This is a genomic window from Salinivibrio sp. ML198, assembly GCF_001996015.1.
Classification (GTDB): Bacteria; Pseudomonadota; Gammaproteobacteria; order Enterobacterales; family Vibrionaceae; genus Salinivibrio; species Salinivibrio siamensis.
The window spans coordinates 133,142-147,062 of the sequence record NZ_MUEZ01000002.1 but is presented as its reverse complement, the minus strand read 5'-3'; the positions used below and the strand labels follow the sequence as shown (position 1 = coordinate 147,062).

15 protein-coding genes are annotated in these 13,921 nt (G+C 48.8%); 11 read left to right on the top strand and 4 right to left on the bottom strand.

From position 1 onward, the window contains the following. The first annotated feature begins 3 nt into the window (after positions 1-3). From ccoS to ttcA, 5 genes are all read left to right on the top strand, one after another. The gene (gene ccoS, locus BZG25_RS02090) at positions 4-219 is read left to right on the top strand and encodes a cbb3-type cytochrome oxidase assembly protein CcoS (protein ID WP_046073235.1); all 216 of its coding nucleotides are present in this window, start codon (positions 4-6) and stop codon (positions 217-219) included. After that, positions 206-880 (top strand): sulfite exporter TauE/SafE family protein, encoded by a 675-nt coding sequence (locus BZG25_RS02085; RefSeq protein ID WP_046073236.1) that lies wholly within the window; start codon positions 206-208, stop codon positions 878-880. Before ccoS ends, BZG25_RS02085 begins: the two co-directional genes overlap by 14 nt. Positions 881-945: 65 nt before the next feature. After that, complete coding sequence (locus tag BZG25_RS02080; protein ID WP_046073237.1) at positions 946-1,695, top strand: FNR family transcription factor; 750 nt, start codon at positions 946-948, stop codon at positions 1,693-1,695. Positions 1,696-1,840: 145 nt separating this feature from the next. Further along, the gene (gene uspE, locus BZG25_RS02075) at positions 1,841-2,788 is read left to right on the top strand and encodes a universal stress protein UspE (protein ID WP_046073238.1); all 948 of its coding nucleotides are present in this window, start codon (positions 1,841-1,843) and stop codon (positions 2,786-2,788) included. A 145-nt stretch (positions 2,789-2,933) separates the two neighbouring features. After that, positions 2,934-3,863 (top strand): tRNA 2-thiocytidine(32) synthetase TtcA, encoded by a 930-nt coding sequence (ttcA, locus tag BZG25_RS02070; RefSeq protein ID WP_046073239.1) that lies wholly within the window; start codon positions 2,934-2,936, stop codon positions 3,861-3,863. Between the two features lie 151 nt (positions 3,864-4,014). Here ttcA and BZG25_RS02065 read toward each other — a convergent pair whose 3' ends face one another. Together BZG25_RS02065 and BZG25_RS02060 are read right to left on the bottom strand one after the other, a co-directional pair. Then, positions 4,015-4,665, bottom strand: coding sequence for a DUF2987 domain-containing protein (locus tag BZG25_RS02065; protein ID WP_046073240.1), 651 nt, complete (start codon positions 4,663-4,665; stop codon positions 4,015-4,017). Between the two features lie 29 nt (positions 4,666-4,694). Next, complete coding sequence (locus BZG25_RS02060) at positions 4,695-5,519, bottom strand: membrane protein (RefSeq protein WP_046073241.1); 825 nt, start codon at positions 5,517-5,519, stop codon at positions 4,695-4,697. A 271-nt stretch (positions 5,520-5,790) separates the two neighbouring features. On the opposite strand from BZG25_RS02060, the gene potA reads away from it, so the two are divergent. From potA to potC, 3 genes are read left to right on the top strand one after another with little or no spacing between them, the layout of a single operon-like run. Continuing rightward, positions 5,791-6,906 carry a spermidine/putrescine ABC transporter ATP-binding protein PotA gene (gene potA, locus BZG25_RS02055; protein WP_046073242.1) on the top strand — a complete coding sequence of 372 codons (1,116 nt, stop codon included), beginning with the start codon at positions 5,791-5,793 and terminating at the stop codon, positions 6,904-6,906. Beyond that, positions 6,893-7,747: a spermidine/putrescine ABC transporter permease PotB gene (potB, locus tag BZG25_RS02050; protein WP_046073243.1), complete on the top strand. Its 855-nt coding sequence runs from the start codon at positions 6,893-6,895 to the stop codon at positions 7,745-7,747. Before potA ends, potB begins: the two co-directional genes overlap by 14 nt. Beyond that, entirely contained in the window at positions 7,744-8,514 is a 771-nt protein-coding gene (gene potC, locus BZG25_RS02045; RefSeq protein ID WP_046073244.1) for a spermidine/putrescine ABC transporter permease PotC, read from the top strand. The genes potB and potC overlap by 4 nt, the downstream gene beginning before the upstream one ends. Before the next feature lie 60 nt (positions 8,515-8,574). Here potC and cobB read toward each other — a convergent pair whose 3' ends face one another. Further along, positions 8,575-9,291, bottom strand: coding sequence for a Sir2 family NAD+-dependent deacetylase (gene cobB, locus BZG25_RS02040; protein WP_046073245.1), 717 nt, complete (start codon positions 9,289-9,291; stop codon positions 8,575-8,577). A gap of 189 nt (positions 9,292-9,480) precedes the next feature. Between cobB and BZG25_RS02035 the strand changes: the two genes are divergently transcribed. Further along, entirely contained in the window at positions 9,481-10,200 is a 720-nt protein-coding gene (locus BZG25_RS02035; protein ID WP_046073807.1) for a DUF3581 family protein, read from the top strand. 67 nt (positions 10,201-10,267) lie between these two features. Continuing rightward, positions 10,268-11,092 (top strand): HDOD domain-containing protein, encoded by an 825-nt coding sequence (locus tag BZG25_RS02030; RefSeq protein WP_046073246.1) that lies wholly within the window; start codon positions 10,268-10,270, stop codon positions 11,090-11,092. A gap of 53 nt (positions 11,093-11,145) precedes the next feature. Here BZG25_RS02030 and BZG25_RS02025 read toward each other — a convergent pair whose 3' ends face one another. Further along, entirely contained in the window at positions 11,146-12,048 is a 903-nt protein-coding gene (locus tag BZG25_RS02025; protein WP_046073247.1) for a LysR family transcriptional regulator, read from the bottom strand. Between the two features lie 177 nt (positions 12,049-12,225). On the opposite strand from BZG25_RS02025, the gene BZG25_RS02020 reads away from it, so the two are divergent. Then, complete coding sequence (locus BZG25_RS02020) at positions 12,226-13,917, top strand: L-lactate permease (protein WP_046073248.1); 1,692 nt, start codon at positions 12,226-12,228, stop codon at positions 13,915-13,917. Positions 13,918-13,921 lie beyond the last annotated feature (4 nt).

The window sequence follows — 13,921 nt, the reverse complement described above, 5'->3', positions numbered from 1 at the left end:
GTTATGGCTAGTTTGTATATTTTGATCCCCATCGCCATTATGCTGGTTTGCGTGGCGGCCGTCGTGTTTATCTGGGCCGTCAAATCCGATCAATTCGAGGATCTAGAACGACAAGGCTCTTCGATCCTTTTTGATGAAGAAGAACCGGAGAAAGACGCCGGCTCACAATCAAGCCAACCAACCGAACCTCACGCGTCGACGCAAGATGACAAACATTGATTTTATTGGTGCCCTCGTCATTGGCTTGTTGGGGGCGGGCCACTGCCTAGGGATGTGTGGTGGGGTCGCAGCGGCTATGTCGCTTGGCATTCCGCCACAAAAAGCCAAGTGGCCGTATCTTGTCTTGTATAACTTGGGGCGTATCAGCTCGTATACCCTTGCCGGCGCAATGATCGGTGGTACCGTGGCTTCATTGCTTGCTTTGTCTGATTTAACACAGCATCTTGCGGTATTGCGGCTGTTTGCGGCCATTATGATGTTGCTATTGGCAGCCTATATGGCTCAAGTATGGAATGGCCTTAGCTATATTGAACGGCTGGGTAGCAAACTCTGGCGATTTATTTCTCCGCTAACGTCCAAGCTAATGCCACTGCGTTCGCCATTATATGCCTATCCTTTTGGCCTTGTGTGGGGCTGGCTCCCCTGTGGGCTCGTTTACTCCGCGCTGAGTTGGGCCGCCGTTGCTGGCAGCGCATCCGGGGGCGGCCTTGTGATGCTTGGGTTTGGATTAGGGACGCTACCGGCGATGTTAACCGTTGGTGCCCTTGCCGAGCGGATAAAGCCCATTCTTAACAACCACGCACTGCGTTTGATATGTGCCACAATGTTGGCGCTTTATGGTTTTTATACGGCTTACTCCGCCCTCAAACTCCTGATATAAGGTCGACCTGGCACACAATCATGGTGTAATATGTATATTGACGTTTATCAATTTTAGGCAGGTGTATGGTGTCGAATAAGATCATCACTCGGCGGGTTCAGTCAGGCGGCTGCGCAATTCATTGTCAAGATTGCAGTATTAGCCAACTGTGTATTCCCTTTACGTTAAATGAGCAAGAGTTGGATCAACTGGATAGCATCATTGAGCGAAAAAAACCTATTCAGAAAGGCCAAGAACTGTTCAAAGCCGGTGATAATCTACGAGCGCTGTATGCGATTCGTTCAGGTACGGTTAAGACCTACACAATCACAGAACAAGGTGATGAGCAGATAACTGCCTTTCATCTCGCCGGCGATTTGGTAGGCTTTGACGCTATTAACGATAGTGAGCACCCCAGCTTTGCTCAAGCGCTAGAAACGTCAATGATTTGTGAGATCCCCTACGACACACTTGATGACCTCTCTGGGAAAATGCCCAAGCTTCGCCAACAAATCATGCGACTAATGAGCAATGAGATAAAAGGTGATCAGGATATGATTTTGCTGTTATCGAAGAAAACAGCTGAAGAACGTCTGGCCGCTTTCCTTTATAGCCTCTCGAAGCGCTTTGCTCAGCGTGGATTCTCTCCTCGAGAGTTCCGCCTTACCATGACACGAGGTGATATTGGTAACTACCTGGGTCTCACCGTTGAAACTATCAGTCGCTTATTAGGCCGCTTCCAAAAGTCAGAAATATTGGCCGTCAAAGGTAAATACATCACGGTTCTAGACTTAGAAGAGCTTGCACGTCTTGCGGATGAAGAGTGCTTCGTTTAGCGAATAAAAGTAAATAAGTTGTTAATAAATGGCGCTTTATGCGCCATTTCTCTTTTTTGCTCAATGGTGAACAATTTCTTTCGCGTGAACGGACTAAGTAGGTTAAAGTGAAATTAACCGATGCATCTGTGCAAAGGAGGCAGATATGTCTAGGTACACGAACCTGCTCGTCGTCATTGATCCTTCCCAAGAACAACAACCTGCACTTTCACGTGCGGTCACGCTTAGCCAGCGAAGTGATGCAAAGGTTAAGCTCACCCTCTTTCTTGCCATTTATGACTTTTCATACGAAATGACATCTATGCTCTCATCAGATGAGCGGCAAGCAATGCGCCAAGGTGTGATGCACCAGCGTGAAGAATGGATGAATGAGGTTATTCAAACGCACCAAGCTCAAGAATGTGAGATCGAAAAAGTCGTGGTATGGCATAACCGCCCTTACGAAGCGATTGTCGAACGCGTGCTGAGCCACCACCACGATTTGGTGGTTAAAGCGACACACCAGCACGACACACTAGGCTCTGTCATCTTTACGCCCACCGATTGGCACTTGTTACGCAAATGCCCAAGTTCAGTGTTATTAGTTAAAGATCATGGTTGGCCAGATAAAGGCAAGATAGTCGCCTCTGTTCATGTGGCATCTGAAACCGAAACTCACGCTGAGCTCAACGACAAATTGGTCGATGAAGGGAATATCATGAGTGCCATGCTAGGGGCTGAGTTGCACCTGGCTAACGCCTACCCTGCTACGCCGGTGAATATTACTATCGAGCTGCCTGACTTTGATCCAACATCGTATACCGATGCGGTACGAGGCCATCACCTCACCGCAATGAAAGCCCTGCGTCAGCGCCATCACATCGAAGAAACACGCACGCATGTCCAAGAAGGATTGCCGGAAGATGTTATCCCTAACATTGCCCGGGAGCTGGATGCAGAGCTTGTCATTCTCGGGACCACAGGGCGCACTGGCTTATCCGCGGTGTTCATTGGGAATACCGCAGAGCATATGATTGATCAACTCGACTGTGACTTACTTGCCATCAAACCTGATGGTTACATTAGCCCACTCGACCCTCGCGCTAACGATTAACCTTTCTCATTCCATCATACAGCAGGCAGTGGCATTCACTGCCTGCGGGTGACTGGCATTTGTGGTCAAAATCCGTATCATACCCGCCATTCATGCACACTGGCAGTGTAATGCGTTTACCTTGCCTGACAACGCGATAGTACTTATGAGCACCGAAGAGCTGAGCAAAGCACAAAAATACGGATTTAATAAACTACAAAAGCGCATTCGTCGCAACACCGGACAAGCGATTGCCGACTTTAATATGATCGAAGATGGCGACCGCATCATGGTTTGCTTATCAGGCGGCAAAGATAGCTATACCTTGCTTGATATGTTGCAAAGCCTGCAAAAGAGCGCGCCAGTTTCATTCCAACTCATTGCGGTCAACTTAGATCAAAAGCAACCTGGGTTTCCTGAGCACATTTTGCCAGAGTATTTAGAGGGCTTGGGCGTCGAGTACAAAATTGTTGAAGAAGACACTTACTCTATCGTCAAAGAGAAAGTGCCTGAGGGCAAGACAACCTGTTCACTATGCTCGCGACTTCGCCGCGGTATCTTATATCGCACAGCAAAAGAGCTGGGTGCCACCAAAATTGCATTGGGCCATCACCGAGATGACATACTAGAGACCTTGTTCTTGAACATGTTCTATGGCGGCAAGATGAAAGGCATGCCACCGAAGCTCGTCTCTGATAACGGCGAACATGTGGTGATCCGTCCACTGGCCTATTGCCGAGAAAAAGACATTGAGCGTTATTCAGAGCAAAAAGCCTTCCCGATCATTCCGTGTAACCTTTGTGGCTCACAGCCCAACCTACAACGCCAAGTGATCAAAGATATGCTCCGAGATTGGGACAAGCGCTACCCAGGCCGCATTGAGACGATGTTCCGAGCAATGCAAAATATCGTCCCCTCGCATATGGCCGATACCGAGCTGTTTGATTTTAAATCCGTCGCAGCGGGTATGGCGTTTGAGGGGGATGGTGATACCGCATTCGATAAGGAAAACTTTACCGATCCGGCGCCCGTTTCAGAGAGCCCTGTCGAGGTTGACCCCAACTTATCACTCGACGTGGTCAATGTCGGCACATAGTGTTTGAAGCATGACAGAATTGTCGTTGGCCCTAAATGGCCTGCTAATAAAAACGCCCACTTTAAACAGTGGGCGTTTTTTGCCGTTTCAGCCTTCACATCATGCGCATTATGTCTTTGAAGCTCAGTGCAGACTTAAAGTCTTTATCCGTTTATCCGTTTTTCGGCAACCAAGGCGACACCTTGATGGGAGCGTCTGGCAGCGTTAACGTGGCGCTATCGCCAAGATGATTGACATCTATAATGGCTTGGTGAGCATCGATTGGGTATTTTGTTCCCTCACTGCTAGTCACCGCACCAGTCACCGAGGGCGCAAAATGCAAGACGACTCCCTGTGTCTTCGGCATAAACCAAGAAGCAAACATCCCGCCTAAATTTTCCATCATCGTATCCATCTGAGGCAACCAGCCCTGAATCTGCTGGCTGGTTAATTTCTTTCCTACTGGCTGATCAACCAATACCTGGAACGAAATATCGCAGTTACGATCGGCGGGCGTTTCAACAAAGATATCCGGATTCACTTTGCGGAGCTGGTTATCGAGAGGAAGCGGCAGCGCTTGAGAGGCTGGAATATCAAAGGCTTCATAATGCTCTTCCTTGCTCATCCATGCGCGAGAAATCGGGCAAACCTCTCCCGACTCGGCCGAGACCATAAAATACGCCACACCAATATCAGGGTGCCCTTCTTCCACGTTATGTTTAAGCTGAGTAAATAGCTTGCTATAGCTAAAACGGTATGTATCGGCACTGGCCGGGACACTCACCATTCCCAGCAAAACCAGTACACTGGCTAGTTTTTTCATCAGAACTCCAGTTGCAGGCTCAAAGCGTATCAAGCGTCAAAGGTGTCTTGGTCAGATGACGACGGAGTCGTACTATTCGACGCTCTTTCTTCATTCTCATTTTGTGACACTGTCACCTCCACACCAACGCCAAACATTTCTCGGTAAATCACACCTTTAACATTGAAGAGAAAGGGTAACGCCCAAACCAAGGCAAAGCCAGCGGTGGCAAAAGAAATGAGAAATAGCACGCCGACAACGGCATAAATGGTTGCCATTTGGAACAATTTCTTGTTTACCGCCCGGAAGGATACGGTGAGAGCTTTAACCGGCGTGAGGCGTTTTTCACAAATCAATAACGGCGACATGGAAAACGCCATCGCAACATAAAGGCTCAGTAATGGAAAAATCATGCTCGCCACACTTTGCAATGTCGCCGACAGGCAGATCACGACCGTCACGGGTAAAGCAAACACGAGCCCTTTTAGTAGATGGCGTGGTTTAGAGCGAAAGCCTATAGCGTGACTCAAGCCCATTAAGCTCGCCCCCGCATATAATGGCGCAATCAGAACCTCGGAAGTAAAATTCGCTAACCACACGGATGAAATCATATCTGTGGTGAGCTCACGTTGACCGACCAATGCCTCAAATAAATGCGACGGCGCCCCCAACAACAACGTCAGCATCAGCATTAAGATACCTATTTGAGTCGCGAATAGGCACAAGGTGGCGGGCAAAAACGACCAAAAGTGCTTGAAGGTCTGAGAGAAGGCTTCTTTGATTATCTCAAAAGGATCGAGCCGGTAGCGACCGTTTAGCGCTGTTTCTACCGACCCACCGATATGTAAAGCATTGTTGTATTCTTGTTGACTCATAATCGTTATCTATCATGACTAATGCACCCAGTATATCTGACTGTAACCCATAGCCAAAAATCATTCTGACAAATAAGGAAAAATAACCAGATCAGCTTTGCGTTGACAATGGTCTGGTTTAGGCTGGACACCTTATCGAACAACAGACACCAAAGTGCCAAAACGAGCGAAAAACTGCTTTAACTTCGACTGACACGCGTCTATTATGCGCCGTCTGTTTTATGGGTACGAATGTACAAGACAATTTGCCAGGTAGAGAGAGAACGAACCATTGAAGCACGCAAATGTATCTCACAAACCGGTTGTCGAGCTCGCGTCACTAACCAAAAGTTTCGACGGCAAAGAAATCATCTCCCGTTTCAACCTAACGGTCAATAACGGAGAATTCCTAACGATCCTTGGCCCTTCAGGCTGTGGCAAAACAACCGTACTGCGTTTGATTGCGGGGCTGGAAGATGCCGACAGTGGTGCTGTCGTTATTGATGGCAAAGATGTCACGACCCTCCCAGCAGAAAAACGCAATGTAAACACTGTCTTTCAAAGCTATGCGCTTTTCCCACATATGACAGTGTTTGAAAACGTCGCATTTGGCCTGCGCATGCAGGGCGTGAATCATCACCATATTGAACCTCGGGTGATGGAAGCGCTGCGAATGGTACAGCTTGACCATTATGCCTCTCGTAAACCTCATCAATTGTCTGGCGGACAGCAGCAACGTATCGCGATTGCACGCGCCGTGGTCAATAAACCGAGCGTGCTCTTGCTGGATGAATCCCTCTCTGCACTCGATTACAAACTGCGTAAACAAATGCAGATGGAGCTGAAACAGCTGCAACGCAAACTGGGGATTACGTTTATCTTCGTTACCCACGACCAAGAAGAAGCCCTGTCGATGTCCGATCGCATTATCGTTATGCGTGATGGCGAAATCGAGCAAGACGGCTCACCGCGTGAGATATATGAAGAGCCTAAGAATTTGTTCGTGGCACGCTTTATTGGTGAAATCAATGTCTTTGATGCCAATGTGATTAAACGCATCGATGACAAACGTATTTGGGCCCGAGTCGAATCACGTGAGTGTGAGGTCTATTGCAAGCTCGATGTCCATCCAGGTGACGCTATCAAGGTATTGCTTCGCCCTGAAGACATCCGCTTGGAAGAAATTCATGGTAATGCTAAGCCCAATGGTATTGTGGGCTATGTACGCGAGCGAAATTACAAAGGCATGACCCTCGACTCGGTCCTCGAGTTGCCATCAGGGCAAACCGTGATGGTGAGCGAGTTCTTCAATGAAGATGACCCTGACGTCGATCACTCCATCGATCAGAAAGTGGCTCTGACGTGGGTAGAAAGCTGGGAGGTGGTGCTGGCCGATGAAAAAGCTTAATCTGCAAACCGCCATCGTGGGTTTGGTCGTAGGTTGGTTGCTGATCTTTGTTTTTTTACCCAACCTAATGATTATCGCGACCAGTTTTTTAACGCGCGATGACGCCGATCTTGTCGAGATGACCTTCACGCTGAGCAATTATGCGAAACTGCTCGATCCTCTTTATGCGAAAGTAGTCTGGCACTCTTTCTACATGGCGGCCTTGGCAACCCTGATCTGCCTACTCATTGGCTATCCATTTGCGTTTATCATTGCCAAAATGCCTAAAAATACACGTCCTTTGATGCTGTTTTTAGTGATTGTTCCGTTTTGGACCAATTCTTTGATCCGTACGTACGGGCTAAAAATATTTCTTGGTACCCGTGGGCTACTCAATGAAAGCATGATGTGGCTTGGCTTGATAGAACGCCCCGTTCGCATCATGTACACCGAGTATGCGGTTATGGTTGGCCTTGTCTATATTTTGCTGCCATTTATGATCCTGCCTTTGTACTCGAGCATCGAGAAACTCGATCGCAGCTACCTTGAAGCGGCGCGTGATTTAGGCGCCAACAAATTCCAGTGTTTTATGCGTGTGATCCTGCCATTGACCACACCCGGTATTATTGCTGGCAGTTTGCTGGTCATTCTTCCCGCTCTAGGCATGTTCTACGTCTCGGATTTGCTGGGGGGAGCGAAAAACCTACTGATCGGCAATGTGATTAAGAGCCAGATTTTGAACGTTCGTGATTGGCCATTTGGCTCAGCCGCCAGTATCTCTCTGACGGTGTTAATGGGCCTGTTGCTGTTTGCATATTGGCGTGTGGGTAAGTGGATGAATCGCAAGGAGGCCTTATCATGATCCGGTGGCTAAGGAATAGTTTTCTCTCCTTGGTTTACGCCTTCCTTTACATCCCAATTCTGGTGTTGATCGTTAACTCGTTCAATGCCAGCAAATTTGGCATGAGTTGGAAAGGCTTTACTTGGGAGTGGTATGGGCAGCTGGTCAATAATCATAGCCTGATGCAAGCGGCGGGTAACTCATTAACCATTGCGGTCTTTTCTGCTAGTGCTGCCGCCATTATTGGTAGCTTGACTGCCGTTGCCCTCTTTCGCTACCGCTTTCGCGGTAAACAGTTTGTCAATGGCATGCTTTTTGTAGTGATGATGTCCCCGGACATTGTGATGGCTATTTCGTTATTGGCGCTATTTGTGTTGATGGGCGCGCAACTGGGATTTTTAACCCTACTGCTCTCTCATATTACTTTCTGCCTACCATTCGTGGTCGTCACGGTATACAGTCGCTTAAATGGCTTTGACGTTAAAATGCTTGAAGCCGCGCGTGATTTAGGCGCGAGCGAATGGGTGATCCTCACCAAGATTATTTTGCCACTGGCGGCTCCTGCGGTCGGTGCAGGTTGGCTACTGAGTTTTACCCTCTCGCTGGACGACGTTATCGTTAGCTCATTTGTGACCGGGCCAAGCTATGAAATTTTGCCCTTAAAGATTTATTCGATGGTTAAAGTGGGCGTATCACCCGAAGTGAATGCACTTGCCACTATCATGTTATTGGTGTCGTTAGTGTTGGTCATGTGCTCGCAATGGCTCGCGAAAGACAGGTTAAAGTAACCCTTGCGCTAGGGCTGCTATTCCACCAGCAGCCCTTTTTTCTATCTGTATCCTCTTGCGTTACTGCTCCAGAGCCAGAATCTCCTCCACCAGCTTCGGCACGAGCGTGCTCGCCTTCCCGTAACGCCGTTCATTAAATTCACTTTCCACAGCGCTGGGCTCCAAGTTTATTTCAATAGTGTGCGCACCATGCATCGCCGCTTCGTGCACAAACCCCGCCGCTGGATACACCGCCCCAGAGGTGCCAATAGAAACAAACAGATCCGCTTGATTGAGTGCATCATGAATTTGCCCCATTCCCAGAGGCATCTCTCCGAACCACACCACGTGTGGCCTCAACGGTGCGGGCATCTGGCAACAATGGCAGTGATCGGACACCTGGATATCACCCGTCCAATCGATGGTTTGCTGCGAGTGGCTACAACGCGCCTTTAACAGCTCACCATGCATATGAATGATATTGTGCGTGCCGGCGCGCTCGTGGAGATTATCAATGTTTTGGGTCACAACGAGCACACTGGCCTCGGTTTCCTGCTCTAGGCGTGCCAGTGCCTCATGGGCCGGATTGGGTATGATCTCTCCTTGTAACTGCCGCCGACGATCATTATAAAACTGTTGAACAAGGGTCGGGTTTCTCTCAAAGCCCTCAGGCGTTGCAACGTCTTCAATATGATGCTCTTCCCAAAGGCCATCTTGATCTCGAAAGGTTCTAATCCCTGACTCTGCAGATATTCCCGCGCCTGTCAAAACTACGATGTGTCGATAAGGGAATGCCATACGCCGTTCCTATGCAAGTGACCTGTTTATTTATTTTATAACACTCTCACGCTTACCATTGAAGTAGTAAGGGTTTAGACCTTAGTCGTTGACTCTAATCACAAAAAGATAATGCAACGACTGGCTAGACCAATGCCGCGCTTCGCTTGGGTTACAATGTCGGCTTACTTCTCGCATCTGTTATCCATTATGAAATTAGAACATTATTACACTGAACAAGATGGCAAACTGATTTTTACTCGCCAGCAAGCAAGTGACTTTGCTAAACGTATCGCTGGCGACTTTAACCCGATTCATGACACAGACGCTTCACGGTTCTGTGTGCCCGGGGATTTGCTGCTTTCTATCTTATTGGCCAAAACAGGGATCAGCGAGCAAATCGAGATTCAGTTCAATGGCATGATCAGTGCCAATACGCCCTTGTCGATTATCGAAACAGACGATGGCGTTACCGTCGTCGACGATAATCAAAAGCTTTATCTCACCATGACACGCCATGGACAAACACGTCACGATAAAGCATTAGCAACAGAGATCGCCGAGCACTACGTGCAGTTTTCCGGTAAGAACTTCCCGCATATCATGGTGCCGCTAATGCGGGAGCAACAAATGATGATTAACACTGAACGTCCACTCGTCATGTACGAGAAAATGAGCTTGGCGTTTGATGATCTCTCAATCAACTCTGCCGATGTCGCTTTATCGGATTCGGTGATGCAAGTGAGCGGCAAACGCGGAAAAGTCGATCTTGCTTTTGATTTTATTGTCGATGGGCGGCGTGTGGGACACGGATGCAAAACGATGGTTGCCAGTGGTTTGCGCCCCTACTGCGAAGAGGCCATTCAAAACCTAGTAGAGCGTTTTAATGCCAGAAAACAGGCCTACTGCGCTACGCCCGCCACGGAGTAATTTTCTTCCCAGAAGCCTTTGGCTCTGATCTATAGTTAAATCAGAGCCAACGCTGAAGGAAGTTGTTATGGAATCCAATAGCTTGGTCGAGCTTATCGATCGTCTCCCGAAAATCCCCAAAGTCGTGCAAGAGTTGATTGAGTTGGTCAACAGCCATGACGCTGAGCTTAATCAAATCGCCGAAAAAATCGCCTACGACCAGGTCATTTCCGCGCGAGTGCTTCGCTTGTCTAATTCAGCCTATTTTGGCCGCGCCCGAAACGTAGGCTCTGTCAACGAGGCCGTTATCCGGCTAGGTCTAGGCCCTGTGAGAACTCTGGTGGTGTCTAGTGCACTGATGAGTGCCTTTGACGTCGATGACGAAGTGGATATGGATGCGTTTTGGCAACACACTTTCGAAATTGCAACCTTGAGTAAAGCCTTAGCAAACGCATTAAGAATGGACGGTAACGAAGCATTTACCGCCGGCATGCTCCATAATCTCGGTGAGCTGCTGATCATGACCACCGCTTACGACAAGCTGGACCGTATCAATCTGCACATGGAGGCGGGTAAGCCCAAGCAAGAAGCCCAGCAGCTTATTTTGGGGATCACCAGCGCCGAGTTAGGTGGAGAGCTCGCACAAACTTGGAACTTTCCCCAGCGCTTAAGCGATGCAATTCGTTATCAGTTTTCGCCCGTACACGATGAGCAGTTTTCGCCATTGGCGGGCATACTTCGCTTAGCCAACAAAATTGACGCCGCTTGGGGCGAGTTTGTTACCACCGACTCTAAGCTTGATTGGCTCGACCAGCAGCTCGAGTACAACATTCTCGGTTTGCCTAAAACCGTGGTCGCTAATATCGACGATGTCATTGGATCAGGGCGTGAAATGGCCAGAATGCTTAAATAACAATGGCGTCTCTATCACCACGTGGGCGCAGTATATGAACCACGTGGTGCTTTCTAAAAGCAATGCTGAATCGCAAGGTATTTATTGCGGATGTGCTCTATCAGCAAACGTACTTTTTTAGGTGGCTGGCGAGTGAATGGATACACCGCATAAATCCCGAGTTTTTTGCCCACTTGGTCAGGAAAAAGATCAACCAATACGCCCTGCATCAAATCGTCATACACCAAACAACGCGGTACATACGCGATGCCATGGCCACTTAGCGCACCTTGTCGCAGGGCGATGGGGTTATCGGTCGAAAAGTTGCCGGCCACTTTAATCACTTGGTTTTTATGCTCGCCTTTAAACTCCCAGTCACTGGCTCCCGTGGTTTGGTAGGCATATTGCAGACAATTATGCTGTTTTAACTCGATAGGATGTTGCGGCCGCCCATGACGCGCAATATAGCTGGGCGCCGCACATACCACCCATTGTGAGTCGATAATATGGCGAGCAATTAAGCTAGAGTCCTCGAGGTAGCCGGTGCGGATAACCAGATCAAACCCCTCATCAATTAAATCAACAAAGCGATTGTCCAACGACATATCGATATTGAGACCAGGGTATTGCCCACAAAACGCCGCCACCGCTTCGGCCAACAACAGTTCCCCAGAAATGGTCGGCACTGAAATTTTTATTTGGCCCGTTATCGCCTCCCCAAACCCTGCGACCGCATCAAAGGCTTCATCAGCGGCCTGCTTCACATTTTTTGCACCTTGATACAAGGTACGTCCGGCATCAGTCAGTGTCAGCTTACGCGTGGTGCGATACAAAAGCTGCACTCCCAACCCCTCTTCGAGCTTTTTAATCCGCTTGCTAACTACGGAATTTGTCAGGGAATTTATTTCCGCTACCTTGCTAAAAGAGCCTAATTCGGCGACTTGAGCAAAGAGGACAAGATCATCTGTTTTCGGCATATTATGTCAATTATGGAAGTAATTATTTTCATTATTTCCATATATCAGAAAAATGCAAACGCGTAATGTCACATACGGTTAACATCGAGTCACCGAGCTGTCAGCAAAATAACAACACATTGGTGACTTGTTTATTCAACGTGATTCAACGGAAGAGACACCTAATAAGGAACCCTTATGACAGATACCCTATACGCCCTCGTCGCGTTCTCACCCATCGTGGTCGCGGCTATCTTACTGGTCGGCTTAAATTGGCCAGCCAAGAAGGCGATGCCCGTTGCCTTTATCATGACAGTCTTAATCGCACTCTTCCAGTGGCAGATGAGTGCGGCACGCGTATCGGCCTCCATCGCACAAGGTTTAATCATTACAGCAGCCGTACTTTGGATCGTGTTTGGTGCCATCCTTTTGCTCAACACCTTAAAGCACACTGGCGCGATTACCGTAATTCGCAACGGCTTTACCACCATCTCCGATGATAGACGTATTCAGGCCATCATCATTGCATGGTGCTTTGGCTCGTTCATTGAAGGGGCATCAGGCTTCGGCACCCCCGCTGCCATTGCGGCGCCGTTATTGGTCGCCATTGGCTTCCCTGCTCTCGCCGCGGTTGTGGTGGGGATGATGATTCAATCTACGCCTGTCTCCTTCGGCGCAGTGGGCACACCTATTATCGTGGGCGTAAACAAAGGGTTAGACAGCCATGCAATTGGACAAACACTCACCGTCAATGGCAGTGATTGGGCAACCTACCTGCAGTCTATTACCACGCAAGTGTCATTTATTCACGCGGTGATTGGCACACTGATGCCTTTGCTAATGGCAATGATGTTGACCCGATTTTTCGGTAAGAACAAGAGCTGGAAAGAAGGCTTAGAGGTGGCGCCATTTGCGATTTTCGCCGGGTTAGCATTCACCGTTCCTTATGCCCTCACCGGCTGGTTGTTAGGACCTGAATTCCCTTCATTACTCGGAGGTCTAGCAGGGATTGTGCTTGTCACCACCGCGGCACGTAAAGGCTTTTTAGTGCCGAAAAACCAGTGGGACTTTGATGATGAGTCGACGTGGCCGACCCATTGGCTGGGCTCGCTGAAGATGGATCTTAAGGTTCAAGAAAAGCCGATGAGCATGGCCATGGCCTGGACCCCTTATATTTTGTTGGCGGTTTTCTTGGTGATCAGCCGCGTTAGCCCGACGGTCAAGACGGCACTGACCGATGTCAGCCTCGGTTTCTCCTCTTTGTTTGGTGAAACAGGGGTCAACGCCGCCATTCAGCCACTTTATCTACCGGGCGGTATCCTTGCGTTCGTGGCTTTATTAGCCGTGTTGCTGCAAGCGCGTCAATTGTCACCGCTGGTAACGGCTGCGCGTGAATCGAGTAAAACACTGATTGGCGCAGGATTTGTCTTGGTGTTTACCATTCCCATGGTACGGATTTTTATTAACTCAGGCGTTAATGGTGCTGATTTGGTGAGTATGCCAGTCATGACCGCACGCTTTGCGGCCGATTTAGTGGGGAATGGCTTCCCAGCGTTAAGCGCCACCATTGGGGCGTTGGGCGCTTTTATTGCTGGCTCCAATACGGTGTCCAATATGATGTTTAGCCAGTTTCAGTTTGAAGTGGCACAAACGTTAGGCGCATCGACCGTGGTGGTAATTGCCCTGCAAGCCGTTGGTGCCGCAGCTGGCAACATGATCGCCATCCATAATGTGGTCGCAGCATCCGCGACGGTAGGCTTACTCGGCCGTGAGGGCGTGACGCTACGGAAAACCGTCTTACCCACCATTTACTATCTGATTGCCGCGGCGGTTATTGGCTTGGTGTTAATCAATGTATTGCAATTTGCCGATGTCCTCTCCGGGGCGTAATCTT